This window comes from Microbacterium sp. 2RAF4 (assembly GCF_052115285.1).
Classification (GTDB): domain Bacteria; phylum Actinomycetota; class Actinomycetes; order Actinomycetales; family Microbacteriaceae; genus Microbacterium; species Microbacterium oxydans.
The window spans coordinates 98,052-116,586 of sequence record NZ_JBFRGI010000003.1 but is presented as its reverse complement, the minus strand read 5'-3'; the positions used below and the strand labels follow the sequence as shown (position 1 = coordinate 116,586).

General features: G+C 67.7%; 18 protein-coding genes. 12 read left to right on the top strand and 6 right to left on the bottom strand.

Annotated elements, in window-relative coordinates:
* Positions 1 to 3 precede the first annotated feature (3 nt).
* Genes AB4070_RS14080 through AB4070_RS14070 form a run of 3 tightly spaced genes read left to right on the top strand, consistent with a single transcriptional unit; the run spans position 4 to position 2,008 of the window.
* The gene (locus AB4070_RS14080) at positions 4 to 648 is read left to right on the top strand and encodes an SRPBCC family protein (protein ID WP_441980656.1); all 645 of its coding nucleotides are present in this window, start codon (positions 4 to 6) and stop codon (positions 646 to 648) included.
* Positions 645 to 1,328, top strand: coding sequence for a DUF4166 domain-containing protein (locus AB4070_RS14075; protein ID WP_441980655.1), 684 nt, complete (start codon positions 645 to 647; stop codon positions 1,326 to 1,328). Before AB4070_RS14080 ends, AB4070_RS14075 begins: the two co-directional genes overlap by 4 nt.
* Entirely contained in the window at positions 1,325 to 2,008 is a 684-nt protein-coding gene (locus AB4070_RS14070) for a DUF4166 domain-containing protein (RefSeq protein WP_441980654.1), read from the top strand. The genes AB4070_RS14075 and AB4070_RS14070 overlap by 4 nt, the downstream gene beginning before the upstream one ends.
* Here the strand turns inward: AB4070_RS14070 and AB4070_RS14065 are convergent.
* The 6 genes from AB4070_RS14065 to sdhC form a co-directional block, all read right to left on the bottom strand.
* Entirely contained in the window at positions 2,002 to 2,841 is an 840-nt protein-coding gene (locus AB4070_RS14065; RefSeq protein ID WP_441980653.1) for an exodeoxyribonuclease III, read from the bottom strand. The two genes, AB4070_RS14070 and AB4070_RS14065, sit on opposite strands and share 7 nt — an antisense overlap.
* 10 nt (positions 2,842 to 2,851) lie before the next feature.
* Positions 2,852 to 4,060 carry a YihY/virulence factor BrkB family protein gene (locus tag AB4070_RS14060; protein ID WP_441980652.1) on the bottom strand — a complete coding sequence of 403 codons (1,209 nt, stop codon included), beginning with the start codon at positions 4,058 to 4,060 and terminating at the stop codon, positions 2,852 to 2,854.
* 152 nt (positions 4,061 to 4,212) lie between these two features.
* Positions 4,213 to 4,980 (bottom strand): succinate dehydrogenase iron-sulfur subunit, encoded by a 768-nt coding sequence (locus tag AB4070_RS14055; RefSeq protein WP_441980651.1) that lies wholly within the window; start codon positions 4,978 to 4,980, stop codon positions 4,213 to 4,215.
* 2 nt (positions 4,981 to 4,982) lie between these two features.
* Complete coding sequence (sdhA, locus tag AB4070_RS14050; RefSeq protein ID WP_282848787.1) at positions 4,983 to 6,809, bottom strand: succinate dehydrogenase flavoprotein subunit; 1,827 nt, start codon at positions 6,807 to 6,809, stop codon at positions 4,983 to 4,985.
* A gap of 17 nt (positions 6,810 to 6,826) precedes the next feature.
* Positions 6,827 to 7,276 carry a succinate dehydrogenase hydrophobic membrane anchor subunit gene (locus AB4070_RS14045; RefSeq protein WP_046748938.1) on the bottom strand — a complete coding sequence of 150 codons (450 nt, stop codon included), beginning with the start codon at positions 7,274 to 7,276 and terminating at the stop codon, positions 6,827 to 6,829.
* Positions 7,276 to 7,710 carry a succinate dehydrogenase, cytochrome b556 subunit gene (sdhC, locus tag AB4070_RS14040; RefSeq protein WP_072591539.1) on the bottom strand — a complete coding sequence of 145 codons (435 nt, stop codon included), beginning with the start codon at positions 7,708 to 7,710 and terminating at the stop codon, positions 7,276 to 7,278. The genes AB4070_RS14045 and sdhC overlap by 1 nt, the downstream gene beginning before the upstream one ends.
* Positions 7,711 to 7,861: 151 nt before the next feature.
* On the opposite strand from sdhC, the gene AB4070_RS14035 reads away from it, so the two are divergent.
* The 9 genes from AB4070_RS14035 (at position 7,862) to AB4070_RS13995 (ending at position 18,531) form a co-directional block, all read left to right on the top strand.
* Positions 7,862 to 8,977 (top strand): mannose-1-phosphate guanylyltransferase, encoded by a 1,116-nt coding sequence (locus tag AB4070_RS14035; RefSeq protein WP_441980650.1) that lies wholly within the window; start codon positions 7,862 to 7,864, stop codon positions 8,975 to 8,977.
* Positions 8,978 to 9,137: 160 nt separating this feature from the next.
* Complete coding sequence (locus AB4070_RS14030; RefSeq protein WP_058631796.1) at positions 9,138 to 10,259, top strand: BMP family lipoprotein; 1,122 nt, start codon at positions 9,138 to 9,140, stop codon at positions 10,257 to 10,259.
* 144 nt (positions 10,260 to 10,403) lie between these two features.
* Positions 10,404 to 11,918, top strand: coding sequence for an ABC transporter ATP-binding protein (locus tag AB4070_RS14025; RefSeq protein ID WP_441980649.1), 1,515 nt, complete (start codon positions 10,404 to 10,406; stop codon positions 11,916 to 11,918).
* The gene (locus tag AB4070_RS14020) at positions 11,915 to 13,234 is read left to right on the top strand and encodes an ABC transporter permease (protein ID WP_441980648.1); all 1,320 of its coding nucleotides are present in this window, start codon (positions 11,915 to 11,917) and stop codon (positions 13,232 to 13,234) included. Before AB4070_RS14025 ends, AB4070_RS14020 begins: the two co-directional genes overlap by 4 nt.
* Positions 13,234 to 14,517 carry an ABC transporter permease gene (locus AB4070_RS14015; protein WP_371861866.1) on the top strand — a complete coding sequence of 428 codons (1,284 nt, stop codon included), beginning with the start codon at positions 13,234 to 13,236 and terminating at the stop codon, positions 14,515 to 14,517. The genes AB4070_RS14020 and AB4070_RS14015 overlap by 1 nt, the downstream gene beginning before the upstream one ends.
* Before the next feature lie 27 nt (positions 14,518 to 14,544).
* Positions 14,545 to 14,943, top strand: coding sequence for a cytidine deaminase (locus AB4070_RS14010; RefSeq protein WP_017828470.1), 399 nt, complete (start codon positions 14,545 to 14,547; stop codon positions 14,941 to 14,943).
* Complete coding sequence (locus AB4070_RS14005) at positions 14,940 to 16,253, top strand: thymidine phosphorylase (protein WP_441980647.1); 1,314 nt, start codon at positions 14,940 to 14,942, stop codon at positions 16,251 to 16,253. Before AB4070_RS14010 ends, AB4070_RS14005 begins: the two co-directional genes overlap by 4 nt.
* Positions 16,254 to 16,303: 50 nt before the next feature.
* The gene (locus tag AB4070_RS14000) at positions 16,304 to 17,419 is read left to right on the top strand and encodes an adenosine deaminase (protein WP_441980646.1); all 1,116 of its coding nucleotides are present in this window, start codon (positions 16,304 to 16,306) and stop codon (positions 17,417 to 17,419) included.
* 2 nt (positions 17,420 to 17,421) lie between these two features.
* Positions 17,422 to 18,531 carry a polysaccharide deacetylase family protein gene (locus AB4070_RS13995; RefSeq protein ID WP_441980645.1) on the top strand — a complete coding sequence of 370 codons (1,110 nt, stop codon included), beginning with the start codon at positions 17,422 to 17,424 and terminating at the stop codon, positions 18,529 to 18,531.
* Positions 18,532 to 18,535 lie beyond the last annotated feature (4 nt).

Below are 18,535 nucleotides of genomic sequence, written 5' to 3'. Positions count from 1 at the left end.
CGCATGGCCTCCGCATCTCCCCGTCAACGGTCGCGGAAGGATCGGGCCCTCTACGTCGAGGTGCTGATCCGGGCTCCCCTGGACGAGGTGTGGCGGCTCACCCAGGACCCGGCCTCGCACGTGCGATGGGATGCGCGTTTCACGGACATCGCGCCGCAGCGCACCAGAGCGGACGGAGCGCAGGAGTTCCGATACGAGCTCGACCTCCGGCTGCACACCATCCGCGGGACCGGCATCTCGCTGGCGACCAGGGAGAGCGGTGCGGGGGAGCGCACCTCCGCGCTGCTGTTCGATACCGAGGACGCGTTCTCGCCCCTGGGCACAGGACGCGGATACTGGCGATATGTGCCGACCGAGGACGGCGTGCGGTTCCTCACGGGATACGACTACGCCCCGGGGTGGGGGTGGATCGGGCGAGCGCTCGATCCGCTCATCACGCGACGCTTCGTGTGGTGGCTGACCGCGAGGAGCTTCGACCGTCTCCGGCTGTGGGCCGAGGAGGGGATTCCACCCGAGGAGACGAGTGGATGGAGGTCGTTGCGCCGAGGCCGACGTCCCCGTGCCCGCAATTGCCTCTCGCGCCCGCCCCGACGTGGCGGACGCACCGTCATGCAGGACGCGCCCGAGTCGCTCGAGGCCATCGCATGAGCGCGGAGCGAGGGATTTTCGAGCGTGCGCTGGGAGACGATTTCACCCGGCTCCACCCACAGCTGCAGCGACGCTTCGGGGTCGGGGTGGATGCGGGATACGGCTGCGTCGGACGCGGCGTGATGACAGAGGTGCGTCGCGGACCGTGGTGGACGTTGCCGTTCCTGCTGGTCGGCACCTTCCGCAACATCCTGTTCCCCGAGCGCGGGAGCGACGTGCCCTTCCGTATCGACAACCACGCGTACATCGACGACTTCGGGCGCGAGACCGTGACCTTCGTGCGGACCATGGATGTGCGGCCGGGGCGACGCCGCCGTTTCGACGCGACCATGATCTACAGTGACGCCCGTCAGCGGGTCGTCGACTACCTGGGCACCCATCAGCACCTCGCCGTCGACCTCGACCTGGAGGTGACCGACGAAGGCGCACTCCTGCTCACCTCGGGCGCGCAACGCTTCTACGAGGGGCGGTTCGCCTTCCGGTTCCCGATGCTGTTCAGCGGTCGCGCCAGACTCCTCGAGCGCTACGACGATGAGCAGGAGCGGTACCTCATCGACCTGGAGATCCACAACGACGTCTTCGGGTTCCTGTTCGGCTACCGAGGCGCCTTCACGTGCGAGTTCGTCGAGGGGCCGGCGCCGGCGACCGTGAAGCCCTACCGCGAGGAGGTGAGGGAGTGACCGCTCGCGGAGCGGCCTTCCTGGAAGCGCTGGGCGAGGAAGCCGAGCGGCTCCACCCCGAGATCCTCGCGCAGATGCGTGTTCAGGCGGATCCGGGGCGACCGGACCTCGACAGCGCCGACGGCGTGTTCACCGTCGCAGGGAGCAGGTTCGGCCGTCTCTCCGTTCTCGCCCGCCCCCTCGTCGGCTCCGGTCTGCTCGTCACCCGGCTCGCGCGGGATGTGCCGTTCCGGATCGAGGCCGCATCGACCCGCATATCGTCGGGCCGGGCGGTGCTCGCCACGGTCCGCGAGTTCCGCTTCCCTGGTGCGACGCAGTATGTCAGGGATCGGCTCTTCGCCACGGGGCATCCTGGGCTGGTCCAGAACGCACTGGGCGATCGAGGCCGGGTCGAGATGCTCGAGCACTGTTCGGTGACGCAGGACGGCGCGCTGCGGATGCGCACTCGTGCCGTCCGCCTGCGGTTCGGACGGTTGCGCATCCCGCTGCGTGGACCTCTTCGCGTCGACGTCGATCTCATCGACGGCTGGGACGAGGTGCACCGTCGTCGCACGATCGACATGCGGGCGACGAGCCCCCTGGCGGGAACCGTGCTCGAGTATCGCGGCTGGTACCGCTACGCGCCCGGCACCACCGCGGCCGTCACGGACGGAGACGGCGCAGCCGGCTCCGATCAGTAGCGGTAGTCGACGACCACCGGCGCGTGGTCGCTCCAGCGCTGGTCGTAGGCCGCGGCGCGCGCGACATGATAGGTCTCCACGCGCTCCGCGAGAGCGGGCGTGGCCAAGTGGTAGTCGATGCGCCACCCGGAATCGTTGTCGAACGCCTGCCCGCGCATCGACCACCAGGTGTAGGGACCGTCGATCTCCCCGTGGAATGCCCGGCCGACGTCGACCCAGCCGAGGCCCGTGCCGACGGTACCGTCGACGCCCGAGACCTCTGTACCGGCCTCGCCGAGGAACCGGTCGAAGTAGGCGCGTTCGCGGGGCAGGAAGCCCGCCTTCTTGCGATTGCCACGCCAGTTCTTGATGTCGAGCTCACGGTGTCCGACGTTGAGGTCGCCGGTGACGAGCGCCAGCGCACCGTCGGTGTTGAGCTCGCCGAGACGGGTGCCGAAGGCGTCGAGGAACTTCCACTTCTCATCCTGCTTGGGTGTGTCGGCTTCTCCGGAGTGCACGTACGCGCTCACGACGGTGAGCGGGCGGTCGCCGATCAGGTAGTCGGCTTCGATCCAGCGGCCCTTGGAGTCGAAGTCGTCGGGGCCGAAGTCGGTACGCGAGGCGAGAGCGGGCGTGCGACTGGCGATCGCGACGCCTGCCCGACCCTTCGCGGTGGCCTCGTCGTGCACGAACGACCACCCGGGAAGCGCGGCCTCCAGATGCTCGTCCTGCCCGCGGACCTCCTGGAGCGTGAGGATGTCGACACCCGCCTCGTCCAACCAGGAGCTCATCCCGTTGCGAGCCGCCGCTCGAATTCCGTTGACATTTACCGTGGCGATACGCAGATGAGGCATGGTCCCCAGCCTAACGAGGGTCGCCGACATCCCGTCCGGAGCGGTGGTTCAACTCGGCCAGCAGGCGTCGCGCGAGCGGTGTGCTCATGTCCGCCGGCGGGGGAGGGGAGGCCTCGAGGTCGTGAAGCTCATCCTCTGCGTCGCGCAATGCCCGTCCCGCGGCCCACGCCCGATACCAGGGCGCGTCGAGTCGAGCGGCACGGGCGTCACGCACTCGGATGCGGGCGGCGGTCAGGAGGGCCTGGTACTCGGCCACGCGGCGTTCCGCCTCGGTCTGCTCCAGGAGCGGCTGATCGCGGTCCTGTGCGGCGACCGCGATCCAGGACGAGGCGACCAGCATGACCACGCCGTTGATGCGGAACCAGAGCAGGAGCCCGATGAAGATGGCGAACGTGGCGAGCAGCGGGTTGGAGGGCGTGTAGCTGAGCAGGAAGCCAGCACCGAACTGCAGGATCGTCATCGCTCCACCGCCGAGGAGAGCGCCGGGCCAGATCGTCCCCCAGTGCAGTGAGGTGCCGGTGAGGAAGCGGACCATCGCCGCCAGCGCGCCCGACATCAACGCGAACGACACGATGACCGCACCGATGCGGATCAGGATCACGCCGTTGGAACCGGAGTCCCAGCCCAGGAGGCCGAGGAGCCAGCTCAGGACGGCGGCGCTCGCGGAGCTGAGGATCGACCCGGCCACCAGCGATGCTCCGAAGATCACCGCGGCCAGGAGGTCGCGCGCTTTCAGGATCACGTAGCTGCGGCGATCGGGAGGCAGGCCGAAGATGTCTCTGGTCGCGCGTCGCGAGAAGGTCACCCAGCCGATCGCCGTCCAGATCACCGTGCCCAGGGCGATCAGACCGGTGATGCTCAGCACACCGGTCGTGCTCGAGGCGATCTCCTGCACCTGCTCCGGTGTGATCACCCCGCCCTCGGGCTGGATGAGGTTCGGGATGTAGCTGTTGATCATCGCGATCAGACCGTTCACCGCGTCTTCACTGCCGCCGAGCCAGAGGCCGGCGATCGCGAACGCGAGGTAGATGGCCGCGAAGATCGCGAACAGCGCCTGGTAGCTCACGCCTGCGGCGAGGAGGAACCCGTTGTGCTGGAGGAAATGCCGCCACACGCGGACGGGGAACAGCCCGAGAGTGCGTTGGGTGAGCGCTGAGGCGCGTTCGACAGCGGCATCGAGACGACCGGACTGGGTCGTGGAGCCATCGGGATCAGCCACGGACCCACCTTATCCAAGCGTCGTGTTCATCCCCGTCTCCGTCATCTCGTCACGCGCCGCTTCAGGCGGAAACGCGAGAACAGGCGGCTCCGGAGCGGAACCGCCTGTTCTCACGTGATCGCCTGATGCGGCGCGTGCCGGGCGAAGCGCGGTCAGGGGCGGCCGCGCAGGACAGCCTGCTTGACCTCGGCGATGGCCTTGGTGACCTCGATGCCGCGGGGGCATGCCTCGGAGCAGTTGAAGGTCGTGCGGCAGCGCCAGACGCCTTCCTTGTCGTTGAGGATGTCGAGACGCACGGCGGCGTTGTCGTCGCGCGAGTCGAAGATGAAGCGGTGCGCGTTGACGATCGCCGCCGGGCCGAAGTACTGCCCGTCGGTCCAGAACACGGGGCACGACGAGGTGCACGCGGCGCACAGGATGCACTTGGTGGTGTCGTCGAAGATCTCGCGGTCGGCGATGGACTGCGTGCGCTCCTTGCCCTTCTCCGGAACGGAGTTCGCGACGAGGAACGGCTGCACCTCGCGGTACGAGGCGAAGAACGGCTCCATGTCGACGACGAGGTCCTTCTCGAGCGGCAGACCCTTGATGGCCTCGACGTAGATCGGCTTCGAGATGTCGAGGTCCTTGATCAGCGTCTTGCAGGCGAGGCGGTTGCGGCCGTTGATGCGCATGGCGTCCGAGCCGCAGATGCCGTGGGCGCAGGAGCGGCGGAAGGTCAGCGAGCCGTCGACCTCCCACTTGATCTTGTGGAGGGCGTCCAGCACGCGGTCGGTGGAGTAGAGCTCCACGTCGTAGTCCACCCAGTGCGGCTCGGAGTCGACCTCGGGGTTGAACCGGCGGATGTTGAACGTGACGATGAAGGACTGGATGCCCGTCTCTTCGGTCGTTTCGGCAGGTGCCTCTGCGATGGCGGTCGACATGCTCAGTACTTCCTCTCCATCGGCGGGTAGTTGAACTCGCCCTGCTCGTTCTTCGTGAAGACGACGGGCTTCCAGTCGAGCTTGATGTGATCGCTCGGCGTGGACGAGTGCGGGTCGCCGGTCAGGTAGGCCATGGTGTGCTTCATGTAGTTCTCGTCGTCGCGCTTCGGGAAGTCGTCGCGCATGTGGCCGCCGCGGCTCTCCTCACGGTTCTGCGCTGCGTAGACGACGACCTCGGCGATGTCGAGCAGGAAGCCCAGCTCAACGGCCTCGAGCAGGTCGGTGTTGAACCGCTGCCCCTTGTCGTCGACGTGCACGTTCTTGTAGCGCTCGCGCAGCTCGGCGATGACTCCCAGCACGTGCTCCAGGGACTCGTGAGTGCGGAACACCTGCGCGCCCTTGTCCATCTCGTCCTGCAGCGTCTTGCGCAGGACCGCGATGCGCTCGGTGCCCTGGTTGTTGCGCAGGCCCTCGAGCATGTCGGAGACGAACGCCGCCGGGTTCTCGGGCAGCGGCACGAACTCGGCCGTCTTGACGTACTCGACGGCGTTGCGGCCGCTCCTCTTGCCGAACACGTTGATGTCGAGCAGCGAGTTGGTGCCGAGGCGGTTGGCACCGTGCACCGAGACGCAGGCGCACTCGCCGGCGGCGTAGAGGCCGGGGACGACGGTGTCGTTGTCCGCGAGAACCTCGCCGTTGTTGTTCGTCGGGATGCCGCCCATCGCGTAGTGCGCGGTCGGCATCACGGGGACCGGCTCGACGACCGGGTCGACGCCCAGGTAGGTGCGGGCGAACTCGGTGATGTCCGGCAGCTTGGTCTCGAGCACCTCGGCACCGAGGTGCGTGCAGTCCAGCAGCACGTAGTCCTTGTGGGGGCCGGCGCCGCGACCCTCCGCGACCTCCTGGACCATGCAGCGCGCGACGATGTCACGCGGGGCGAGGTCCTTGATCGTCGGGGCATAGCGCTCCATGAAGCGCTCGCCCGAGGCGTTGCGGAGGATGGCGCCTTCGCCTCGCGCACCCTCGGTGAGGAGGATGCCGAGTCCGGCCAGGCCGGTCGGATGGAACTGGAAGAACTCCAGGTCCTCGAGGGGGAGGCCCTTGCGCCACACGATGCCGACGCCGTCGCCCGTGAGGGTGTGCGCGTTCGAGGTGGTCTTGAAGATCTTGCCGAAGCCGCCGGTCGCGAAGATCACGGCCTTGGCCTGGAAGACGTGCAACTCGCCCGTGGCGAGGTCGTAGGCGACGACACCGGAGACCTGCGTCTTGCCGTCGGCGTCCTTCACCGTGAGGAGGTCGAGCACGTAGAACTCGTTGAAGAAGTTGATGCCGAGCTTGACGCAGTTCTGGAACAGCGTCTGCAGGATCATGTGGCCGGTGCGGTCGGCGGCGTAGCACGCGCGACGGACCGGGGTCTTGCCGTGCTCGGCCGTGTGGCCGCCGAAGCGACGCTGGTCGATCTTGCCCTCGGGGGTGCGGTTGAAGGGGAGGCCCATGTTCTCGAGGTCGATGACCGCGTCGATGGCCTCCTTCGCGAGGATCTCCGCCGCGTCCTGGTCGACGAGGTAGTCGCCACCCTTGACGGTGTCGAAGGTGTGCCACTCCCAGGAGTCCTCCTCGACGTTCGCGAGGGCCGCCGCCATGCCGCCCTGCGCCGCACCGGTGTGCGAGCGCGTGGGGTACAGCTTGGAGATCACGGCCGTCTTCGCGCCGGGGCCTGCTTCGATGGCGGCACGCATGCCCGCTCCACCCGCCCCCACGATCACGATGTCGAACTGGTGGTAGTGCACGCCGTCTCGGACGACGGAATCCTGCGTCTCGGTAGTCACTTCTCGTATGCCTTCTTCTAGTTCCCGACGATCGCGGCGCATTCGGACCAGAGGACGCTGTCCTCGGTCACACCCAGGCACGGGTCGAACGTGAAGACCACGAGCGTGCCGAGGATGATGAGCAGGCCGGCGGCCAGCCCGAGCGCCCAGACCAGCGATTTGCGCGCCGTGCTGTTCGTCACGTAGTCGTTGACGATCGTGCGCATGCCGTTGGCGCCGTGGATGAGGGCGAGCCACAGCATGAGCACGTCCCACCACTGCCAGAACGGCGTGGCGAACTTGCCGGCGATGAACGCGAAGTCGAGTGCATGGATGCCTTCGCCGACCATGAGGTTGACGAACAGGTGGCCGAAGATCAGCACGACGAGCACGACGCCCGAGACGCGCATGAAGATCCAGCCCCACTTCTCGAGGTTGACCCCGCGGCGGCGGCGGGCCGGAGCGGCGGCGACGGTCTGTGCGGACATCAGTGTCCCCCTCCGAATCCGGCGAACGCGAGCATCAGGTGGCGGGGCACGAAGCCGGCCATGATGATGCCCCACACCAGCAGGACGCCCCAGAACAGCTGACGCTGGTACTTGGCGCCCTTCGACCAGAAGTCGACGGCGATGATGCGCAGACCGTTCATCGCGTGGAACACGATGCCGGCCACGAGCACGACCTCGCCGAGGGCCATGATGGGGTTCTTGTACGTGCCGATGACGGCGTTGTACGCCTCCGGCGACACCCTGATCAGCGCCGTGTCGAGCACGTGCACCAACAGGAAGAAGAAGATGGCGACTCCGGTGATGCGGTGAAGCACCCACGACCACATGCCTTCGCGACCCCGATAGAGGGTGCCGCGGGGGGTCTTTGACGTGGTTTCCGAAATCGACGGTGTCAAGCGGGCGCTTGTGGACACGGTCGTCCTCCCTGGATCGATGTGAACCGGTCGCGTGCGCTCAGGCACGCCCGATCGGTGTCCATCCTATTCCTGTCAGATCACTGGGAGCGACGAAGGGGAGCCTAAGTGTCTCGATGTCGAGATGTTCCGTGCGGCTACCCTGGGCAGGGTGAGCGCACCAATCAAGGATTTCTACGCAGTGATTCCCGCCGGCGGCATCGGCAGCAGGCTCTGGCCGTTGTCCCGGGCCGACGCTCCGAAGTTCCTGCACGACCTGACCGGCTCGGGACACTCGCTGCTGCGCGACACCTGGGATCGGCTCATCCCGCTCGCGGGGGAGGACCGGATCGCGGTGGTCACCGGGCGCGCGCACCGTGCCGCCGTCGAGGCGGAGTTGCCCGGCATCCCCGATCTGAACGTCTTCCTGGAGTCGGAGCCGCGAGAGTCCGCGGCTGCGATCGGACTCGCAGCGGCGATCCTGCACCGCCGGAATCCCGACGTGGTGATCGGCTCGTTCAGTGCGGACCATGTGATCCGGGGAACGCGCGTGTTCGAGTTCGCGGTCCGCGACGCCGTCGAGGTCGCACGGGAGGGGTACATCTGCACGATCGGCATCACCCCGACGGAGCCGGCGATCGGGTTCGGGTACATCAAGATGGGCCCGGAGCTCGTGGTGGACGGTGCGCGGGAGGCCGCTCTGGTGGCGAGCTTCGTCGAGAAGCCCGACCTCGAGACGGCGAAAGCGTACATCGCCGATCGCGGCTACCTCTGGAACGCCGGCATGTTCATCGCCAAGGCCAGCGTGCTGCTGGACGAGCTCGCCGCGAACGAACCGGAGCTGCACGCCGGTCTGCTCGAGCTCGCCGAGGCGTGGGACGATCGCGAACGTCGAGGGCCGGCTGTCGATCGGATCTGGCCGCGCCTGAAGAAGATCGCCATCGACTACGCGGTCGCCGAGCCCGCCGCGCGACGTGGACGCCTCGCCGTCGTCCCCGGGCATTTCGACTGGGACGATGTGGGCGATTTCGCCTCGCTCACCAAGCTCATCACCAACGGCCGCAAGAACGACCTCGCGGTGCTCGGACCCAAGGCGCGCGTGCTCACCGACGGTGCGAGCGGGATCCTCGTCAGTCAGACCACGCGCGTCATCAGCCTGGTCGGGGTGCAGGACATCGTCGTGGTCGACACCCCCGACGCCCTGCTCGTCACCACGGTGCAGCACGCGCAGCGGGTCAAGGGCGTCGTCGAGTCGCTCAAGCTCACCGGACGCGGCGACGTGCTCTGAGACGTGCTCCGATGAGCAGGCGCTCACGCTCATCGGCTGTCTTGATTTCAGCTTGGTAACCATTGGCCAGCACGTGCGGCGCCGGTGTGCACAAAAACCGAAACACTAGGTAACTTTGATCGATCCGCGATGGCCGCGGTTTCGTTGAGGGAGGCATCAGTTGACCATCTCCACCACCAAGAAGCTGCTCGGCGTCACCGTCGCCGCTGGCGTCGTCTTCGCACTCGCCGGTTGCGGCCAGGCACCGACCGACAAGCCCGCCGGTTCCGGCGAGCCGGTTGCCTCCGACTTCCTGCCCTGCCTCGTCTCCGACGCCGGCGGCTGGAACGACAAGTCGTTCAACCAGTCCGCCAAGGAGGGCATGGACAGCGCCGCCGAGGAGCTGGACATCAAGCCGCTCGAGTTCGAGTCGGCGAATGACAACGACTACGCGCCGAACCTGGAGACCGCCGTCTCCGAGGGCTGCTCGCTGATCGTCTCCGTCGGCTTTAAGCTGTCGGCCGCCACGGTCGAGTCCGCGCTCGCGAACCCCGAGATCGACTACGCGATCATCGACGACTGGGCCGACAACGACTTCGACGGCAACGTCGACGCTCCGAACATCAAGCCGCTGGTGTTCGACACGGCTCAGGCCGCCTACCTCGGTGGCTACGCCGCCGCGGCCTGGTCCGCGCAGAGCGGTGTGAACAAGGTCGGCACCTTCGGCGGAATGCAGATCCCGTCGGTCGCCGTGTTCATGGACGGCTACCAGCTCGGTGTCGAGAAGTACAACGAGGACAAGTCGGCCGCGGTCGAGGTCTTCGGTTGGGACGAGGCCACGCAGAAGGGCTCCTTCACCGGTGGCTTCGACGCGAACGACACCGCCAAGCAGACCGCGCAGGGCGTGCTCGACCAGGGCGTCGACGTCATCCTCCCGGTCGGCGGTCCCGTGTACCAGAGCGCCGCGGCCGCGATCGCGGACAGCGGCAAGGACACCCTGATGCTCGGTGTCGACAGCGACCTCGCCGTCGCCGACCCGCAGGTCGCCGACATCACGCTCGTCTCGATCATGAAGGCGATCGATGTGGCTGTGAAGGACGCGACCCTCGCCGCTGCGAAGGGCGAGTTCGACCCGGCTCCGTACGTGGGCACGCTCGAGAACGAGGGCGTGAAGCTCTCCGGCTTCGGCGACTTCGAGTCGCAGCTTCCCGACGGCCTGATGGACGAGCTCAAGACTCTGCAGGAGCAGATCGTCTCGGGTGACATCAAGGTGGAGTCCCCGAACTCCCCGACGGCCAAGTAGATCCGTCGCAGTTCCCGCACGGGGCGAGTGGTGAGCAGTACGCCACTCGCCCCGTGCCGTGGGCGGACGACGAATCGGTCCACGACTCCTCTGGGTAAATCTTCTGGATAATCTTCTGGATACTCTTCTGGATAAGGTGCAGATATGAAGCTCGAACTTCGCGGCATCACCAAGCGCTTCGGCACCCTCGTCGCCAACGATCACATCGATCTCGTTGTCGAACCGGGGGAGATCCATGCGCTGCTCGGTGAGAACGGCGCAGGCAAGTCCACCCTCATGAATGTGCTCTACGGCCTGTACCAGGCCGACGAGGGCGAGATCCTCCTCGACGATGAGGTGCAGCGCTTCCGCGGTCCCGGAGACGCGATGGCTGCGGGGATCGGGATGGTCCACCAGCACTTCATGCTCGTCCCCGTGTTCACGGTGGCGGAGAACGTGATGCTCGGGCACGAGCAGACCAAGGCCCTCGGCAGGCTCGACATCGCGAAGGCGCGAGAGCACGTGCGCTCGGTCGCCGCCCGTTTCGGCTTCGACATCGACCCGGACGCCCTCGTCGGTGACCTCCCCGTGGGTGTGCAGCAGCGTGTCGAGATCATCAAGGCGCTCTCCCGCGATGCCAAGGTCCTGGTGTTCGACGAGCCGACGGCCGTGCTCACCCCGCAGGAGACCGACGAGCTGATGGGAATCATGCGTCAGCTGCGCGACGAGGGCACGGCGATCGTCTTCATCACCCACAAGCTGCGTGAGGTCCGCGAGGTGGCCGACAAGATCACCATCGTCCGCCTCGGCCGCGTCGTCGGCGAGGCATCGCCGACCGCGACGAACGCCGAGCTCGCCTCCCTCATGGTGGGACGCGCCGTCGAGCTCACCGTGCACAAGGAGCCGCCCCGCCTGGGCGAGGGTGGTTTCGAGGTCGAGCACCTCCGCGTGCTGACCCCCGCAGGCGCGATCGTCGTCGACGGCGTCGACTTCGCCGTCCGGCCGGGCGAGGTGCTCGCGATCGCCGGCGTCCAGGGCAACGGACAGACCGAGCTCGTCGAGGCGATCGTCGGTCTCGCCGCCCGCGTCGAGGGCAGCATCCGACTGGATGGCAACGAGCTGGTCGGCAAGAGTGTGCGCGCGATCCTCGACGCCGGCGTCGGCTTCGTGCCGGAGGACCGCACCGAGGACGGCCTGGTCGCCGGGTTCTCGGTCGCGGAGAACCTGATCCTCGACCGCTCGGACGACCCTGCCTTCAGCCGGGCCGGAACGCTGCGCCGCGGGGTGCTCGACGAGTTCGCCCGCGCGCGCATCAAGGAGTACGACATCCGCACCCAGGGCCCTGAGACTCCGGCAGGCACGCTGTCCGGCGGAAACCAGCAGAAGGTCGTGATCGCCAGGGAGATGAGCCGAGAGCTTCGTCTTCTCGTCGCGGCACAGCCCACCCGTGGTGTCGACGTCGGCTCGATCGAGTTCATCCACAAGCGCATCATCGAGACGCGCGACGCCGGTGTGCCGGTGATCGTCGTCTCCACGGAGCTCGACGAGGTCGCAGCTCTCGCCGACCGGATCGCGGTCATGTACCGCGGCACGATCGTCGGCATCGTCCCCGGCGACACGCCTCGGGAGACGCTCGGACTCATGATGGCCGGAGCGGCCGAAGGGGAGGTGGCCGCGTGAGCGGAGCGACACCCGGCGCAGGAGACGTGACCAAGGGGATCCCGCCGCAGGAGCTCGCCACGAGCACCGGCACGGTTCCGCGCGACCCCTCCGATATCCCCCCGCCCCCGCGCGGCAACGTGATCCTCAAGGAGATACTCCGGGGGAGTGCCGTCACGACGATCCTCGCGATCGTCCTGGCCCTCATCGTCGGCGGCATCCTCATCGCCCTGACGAACGAAGACGTGCAGGCGGCCTCCGTCTACTTCTTCGCGCAGCCCGGTGACACGTTCGTCGCCGCCTGGAACGCGGTCTACAACGGGTACGAGGCCCTGTTCCGCGGGGCGATCTTCAACGCCCGCGGAGCCGACTTCGCGGCGCAGATCCGTCCTCTGACGAACACGCTCGGCTTCGCGGCACCGCTCATCGCGGCCGGTCTCGGCGTCGCACTCGCGTTCCGCGTCGGTCTGTTCAACATCGGTGCCCGCGGTCAGATGCTCATCGGTGTCGCCGTGGCGGCCCTGCTGACCTTCTCGCTCGACCTGCCGATCTGGCTGCACATCCCGGTCACGCTCATCGCGGGAATCGCGGGCGGCGCGCTCTGGGGTGCGATCGCGGGGCTCATCAAGGCGCGCACCGGTGCGCACGAGGTGATCCTCACGATCATGCTCAACTACATCGCGTACTACCTGTTGCTGTGGATGATCCGCACCCCCGGACTCCTCCAGAAGCCGGGGACCAACCAGGCCCTGGGCTCCGCGACTCCGGAGAGCGCGCAGTTCCCGACCCTGCTCGGTCCGCAGTTCCCGCTGCTCGACCTCGGTTTCGTGATCGTGATCGTCGCCACCCTGTTCGTGTGGTGGCTCATCGAGCGCTCGTCGCTCGGAATGCGCATGCGTGCGGTGGGGGAGAACCCGCATGCGGCTCGCGCCGCCGGCATCAGCGTGCAGCGCATCTACGTCTATGCGATGCTCTTCGCCGGCGGCCTGGCCGGCCTCGCCGGCATGAACCAGATCCAGGGCGCCGTCACCACAGGTGTGACGGAGACCATCGACGCCGGCATCGGCTTCGACGCGATCACGGTCGCGCTCCTCGGACGCAGCCGCGCCTGGGGCACGTTCGCGGCGGGCATCCTGTTCGGCGCGCTCAAGGCGGGTTCGTTCTCGATGCAGGCGCAGAACATCCCGGTCGACATCGTGCTCGTCGTGCAGTCGCTCGTGGTGCTCTTCATCGCCGCACCGCCGCTGCTGCGCACGGTGTTCTTCCTCCCGAAGACCGACATCGAGAAGGCGGCGAGGCTCAGAGCCAAGGCCGCGAAGAAGGCGGTGGCGGCATGATGTCCCTCGTGCAGACCCAGGCCGCGGACGGCACAGTGCAGCTCGCGACCGTCAAGGAACGGCACCTCAAGGCGCCGATCGTGCTCGCCGGAGCCACCGTGCTCCTGGCCCTGTTGTTCCTGCTCGTGCCGAGAGACGGCATCAGCACGTTCCGGCTCTCCGATCAGTCGTCGGCACTCGCCCTGCCCGACGTCGCCCTGCCGACCGCCTCGACCTTCTGGGTCGTCTTCGGCATCCTGGTCGTCCTGACCGTCGGAGCGTTCCTCCGTGCCTGGACCTATCGCAAGCCGTCGCTGTGGCTCGTGGTGGCCTACGGTGTGCTCGCCGTGTTCGCCTTCCTGGTGTGGGCTGCGGCAGGCGGACTCGTCCCCGTCACCAGCCTGTTGTTCGGCGCGGTGTCGCTCTCGGTACCGCTGGTGTTCGGCGCGCTGGGCGGTGTCATCGGCGAGCGTGCCGGTGTGGTCAACGTCGCGATCGAGGGCCAGCTGCTGCTGGGTGCCTTCTCCGCCGCGCTGCTCTCCAGCATCACCGGCAACCCGTTCGTCGGACTGGTCGGCGCGATGATCGGCGGCGTCCTCGTGGCGAGCGTCCTCGCCGCGTTCGCGATCAAGTACCTCGTCGAGCAGGTCATCGTCGGTGTCGTGCTCAATGTGCTCGTCACCGGCCTCACCGGGTTCCTCTACGGCGCGCTGCTGGCCCCGAACGAGGCGACGCTGAACGCCCCGGTGCGGTTCCCGCGGTTCGAGATCCCGCTGCTCAGCGACATCCCCATCATCGGCCCCGTGCTCTTCAACCAGACGTTCATCGGATACCTGATGTTCATCACCGTCGCGGTGGTGGCGTGGGGCCTGTATCGCACGCGCTGGGGTCTGCGGCTGCGTGCCGTCGGCGAGCACCCGCAGGCGGCCGACACGGTGGGCATCAAGGTCAACCCGACGCGATTCTGGAACGTGCTGCTGGCCGGCGCGATCGCGGGCATGGGCGGCGCGTACTTCACGCTCGTCTCGGTGCCGCAGTTCGGCAAGGACATGACGGCGGGACTCGGCTTCATCGCCCTCGCCGCGGTGATCTTCGGTCGCTGGGATCCGATCCGTGCGACCCTCGCCGCCCTGCTGTTCGGCTTCGCCACCAACCTGCAGAACCTGCTGTCGATCCTGAAGACGCCGATCCCCGGCGAATTCATGCTGATGCTGCCGTACGTCGTGACGCTGCTCGCGGTCGCCGGCTTCGCCGGCCAGATCAAGGCACCTGCTGCCGACGGCAAGCCCTACATCAAGTCGTAGCCCTGCCGGGAAGAGAGAAGCATCGCAATGACGGACATCGACTGGGATGAACTGCGCCAGGTCGCGACCGACGCCATGACGAAGGCGTACGCGCCGTACTCGCGCTATCGCGTGGGGGCTGCGGCCCTCGTCGGCGACGGTCGGATCGTGGCCGGCTGCAACGTCGAGAACGCCTCCTACGGCGTGACGCTGTGCGCGGAGTGCGCTCTGGTCGGCGACCTGCACATGTCGGGCGGCGGCCAGCTCGTCGCCTTCGTGTGCGTGAACAACGAGGGGCAGACGATCATGCCGTGCGGGCGCTGTCGCCAGCTGCTGTTCGAGCACGCGATGCCCGGGATGCTGCTGGAGACCGTCTCCGGCATCCGCACGATCGACGAGGTGCTGCCCGATGCGTTCGGGCCGCGCGACCTGGAGGAAGCACGATGACCGCTGGACAGGCTCAGGGAGCCATCGAACCGTTCGATGCGATCGATGTGATCCGCGCCAAGCGCGACGGCGGTGCGGTGCCCGAGCCCGCGCTGCGCTGGATGGTCGACGCCTACACGCGGGGCTACGTATCGGACGCGCAGATGGCATCGTTCGCGATGGCGATCTTCCAGCGTGGCATGGAGCGCGACGAGATCCGGGTGCTGACGGATGCGATGATCGCGTCGGGCGAGCGGATGAGCTTCGCCTCGCTCGGCAAGCGCACCGTCGACAAGCACTCCACGGGTGGTGTCGGTGACAAGATCACGCTGCCGCTCGCACCTCTGGTGGCATCCTTCGGCGTCGCGGTGCCGCAGCTGAGCGGTCGCGGTCTCGGACACACCGGCGGCACGCTCGACAAGCTCGAGTCGATCCCCGGCTGGCGAGCTGCCCTCAGCAACGAGGAGATGTTCGCGCAGATGCAGGGCGATGTGGGCGCGGTCATCTGCGCCGCCGGCTCCGGGCTCGCTCCCGCCGACAAGAAGCTGTACGCGCTCCGCGACGTCACCGGCACCGTTGAGGCGATCCCGCTGATCGCCTCCAGCATCATGTCGAAGAAGATCGCCGAGGGTACGGACGCCCTCGTGCTCGACGTGAAGTTCGGATCCGGTGCGTTCATGCAGGACATCGACCGTGCTCGAGAGCTGGCGCGCACGATGGTCGCCCTCGGCACCGACTCGGGCGTCGCGACGACCGCCCTGCTGACCGACATGAACGTCCCGCTCGGTCTCGCGATCGGCAACGCGAACGAGGTGCGGGAGTCGGTGGAGGTCCTCGCCGGTGGCGGACCCTCCGACGTGCGCGAGCTGACCATCGCTCTGGCGCGCGAGATGCTCGCGCTCGCCGGACAGCCGGATGCCGACGTGGAGGCGGCGCTCGACGACGGACGCGCCATGGACACCTGGAAGGCGATGATCCGCGCACAGGACGGCGACCCGGACGCCGAGTTGCCGACCGCGCGCGAGACCCACCAGGTGCTGGCACCGGCCGACGGCGTCGTCACACGCATGGACGCCCTTCCGTTCGGCGTCGCCGCCTGGCGTCTCGGTGCAGGTCGCGCCAGGGCACAGGATCCCGTGATCTTCGAAGCCGGAATCGATCTGCACGCGAAGCCCGGCGACCGCGTGGTCGCGGGTCAGCCGCTGTTCACCCTCTCCGCCGCGGACGACGCCCGTTTCGGCCGGGCGCTCGACGCGCTCGAGGGCTCGTGGGAGATCGGGGACGAGGCGCCGGTCACCGGTCCCATCGTCCGCGAGCGCATCACCGCGTGACCTCGGACCGCTAGCCTGATCTGAGCACATCCGCGACCGAGAGGATCACCATGTCGATCGATGCGAACGGCGACGTCACGCTTCAGGGCATCTCCCTGCGGAGCCTGCCCAAGGTGTCGCTGCACGACCACCTCGACGGTGCGCTGCGGCCAGCCACGATCATCGAGCTCGCGGATGCGATCGGACTGGACGTTCCCGAGTCGAAGCCTGCTGCTCTGGGTTCGTGGTTCGCGAAGCAGAGCGACTCGGGTTCTCTGGTCGAGTACCTCAAGACGTTCGACCTCACCACCGCCGTGATGCAGACCCAGGAGGGGCTCACCCGCGTCGCGCGCGAGTTCGTGCAGGACCTCGCCGCCGACGGTGTGATCTACGGCGAGGTGCGCTGGGCGCCCGAGCAGCATCTGGCTCGCGGACTCACGCTCGAGCAGACCGTGGAAGCCGTGCAGCAGGGAATCGAAGAGGGAGAAGACCTCGCCGACCGCTCCGGACGCAGCATCCGGGTCGGTCAGCTCATCACCGCGATGCGCCACACCGACCGCGCCCTCGAGATCGCCGAGCTCGCGGTCGACTTCCGCGGTCGCGGTGCGGTGGGCTTCGACATCGCGGGACCGGAGGACGGATTCCCGCCGTCGAACCACCGCAAGGCGTTCGACTACCTGGCCGAGAACTTCTTCCCCGTCACCGTGCATGCGGGCGAGGCGGCCGGCCTGGCCTCGATCCGCTCGGCGCTGCTGGACGGGCGCGCCCTGCGCCTCGGCCACGGCGTGCGCATCGCGGAGGACCTCCAGGTCATCACGCAGGAGGGCGACGAGGTGCAGGTGCAGTTCGGCGACCTCGCTCGCTGGGTGCGCGACCGTGAGATCCCGCTCGAGCTCTCGCCGTCGTCGAACCTGCAGACCGGGGCGATCGCCGCGTGGGGCGACACGATGGTGGATCACCCGTTCGATCTGCTCTACCAGCTCGGGTTCGCGGTGACCGTGAATGTCGACAACCGCACCATGAGCGCCACATCCCTCACACGGGAACTCGCGCGGCTGGTCGAGACGTTCGAGTATGACCTCGACGACCTCGAGACGTTCCAGTTCAATGCCGCCGCTGCGGCGTTCCTGCCCGTCGAGGAGCGCGAGGAGCTCGTGGAGATGATCGCCGAAGGCTTCGACGCCTGATCATGGCTTCCGGGGGGAAGAAACGGGCCGCACGAACCGCCATCATCGTCGGCACCATCGCGGCGGCTGTCGTGGTCGGAGGAGGCGTCGCCGCCTTCGCCTGGCTGAACCGTACGTCGGAGAACACGGTCCCGAAGGCGCAGTCCACGACGATCGAGCATCCGCTGACTCCCGCGGAGCAGATCGTCGCCGATGCGGACGACCCGCGCGCCTGCGCTGTCACCTTCTCGGGAGAGGGTGCGCCCAGCGATCCGATGCTGCAGCTCCAGGACGGCCTCTACCAGGGGCTGCCGATCCCGCAGCTCGACGGCAAGGTGTTCGCCGGCTGGTACTCGAGCGCAGCGGACGCCGGCGCGCTCACCGTCGCCGCGCGGGTGAACGGCGCAGACCCCGTGGTGTGCGCCGATCAACAGGTCGAGCTCTTCGCTGCCTGGAGGACGCCGGAGGAGAACGCGGCCGAGAACGTGCGGGTGCCCATCCTGATGTACCACCAGTTCACGGCGAACCCGGAGGGGGAGAAGGGCTGGCTGCGGGGCAACTACGCCTACATCGGCGACTTCGACGCGCAGATGAACCACATCGCGACCACGGGGTTCTACCTGCCGACGTGGGACGAGCTCAGTGCCTTCATCGACGGTCGGCTCTCGCTTCCCGCCAAGAGCGTTATCATCACCGATGACGACGCCGACCAGTCGTGGTTCGATCTGGCGGTGCCGGTCGTCGACAGGTACAAGCTGCTCAGCACGTCGTTCATGATCACGGCCTACCGGCAGGATCCGGCGCCCTCGATCTACGTGCAGCGTCGCTCGCACACGCACGACATGCACCAGGCCGGAGACAATGGCAAAGGCCGGATGGTCAACTGGACGGCCGATCAGATCGCGGCCGACCTCACCACGTCGGCCGGCGTGCTCGGTGTGGGGCAGGTCGTCGCGTATCCGTTCGGGCACTACAACGACACGACCAAGCAGGGAGTCGCCCAGGCCGGGTTCGAGATGGGGCGCACCATCGAACCCGGATACGTGACGATCGGCACCGACAAGCTCGCTCTCCCCGTCGTGCGCATCGACTACGGCATGGGGCTCGACGCGCTCGTCTCCCGCATCGGCTGAGGGC

Coding starts and splice junctions, on each gene's coding strand:
- AB4070_RS14080 (WP_441980656.1), top strand. CDS start 4: ATGGCCTCCGCATCTCCCCGTCAACGGTCGCGGAAGGATCGGGCCCTC.
- AB4070_RS14075 (WP_441980655.1), top strand. CDS start 645: ATGAGCGCGGAGCGAGGGATTTTCGAGCGTGCGCTGGGAGACGATTTC.
- AB4070_RS14065 (WP_441980653.1), bottom strand. CDS start 2,841: ATGCCTCATCTGCGTATCGCCACGGTAAATGTCAACGGAATTCGAGCG.
- AB4070_RS14055 (WP_441980651.1), bottom strand. CDS start 4,980: ATGTCGACCGCCATCGCAGAGGCACCTGCCGAAACGACCGAAGAGACG.
- AB4070_RS14045 (WP_046748938.1), bottom strand. CDS start 7,276: ATGTCCGCACAGACCGTCGCCGCCGCTCCGGCCCGCCGCCGCCGCGGG.
- AB4070_RS14025 (WP_441980649.1), top strand. CDS start 10,404: ATGAAGCTCGAACTTCGCGGCATCACCAAGCGCTTCGGCACCCTCGTC.
- AB4070_RS14015 (WP_371861866.1), top strand. CDS start 13,234: ATGTCCCTCGTGCAGACCCAGGCCGCGGACGGCACAGTGCAGCTCGCG.
- AB4070_RS14010 (WP_017828470.1), top strand. CDS start 14,545: ATGACGGACATCGACTGGGATGAACTGCGCCAGGTCGCGACCGACGCC.
- AB4070_RS14005 (WP_441980647.1), top strand. CDS start 14,940: ATGACCGCTGGACAGGCTCAGGGAGCCATCGAACCGTTCGATGCGATC.
- AB4070_RS14000 (WP_441980646.1), top strand. CDS start 16,304: ATGTCGATCGATGCGAACGGCGACGTCACGCTTCAGGGCATCTCCCTG.
- AB4070_RS13995 (WP_441980645.1), top strand. CDS start 17,422: ATGGCTTCCGGGGGGAAGAAACGGGCCGCACGAACCGCCATCATCGTC.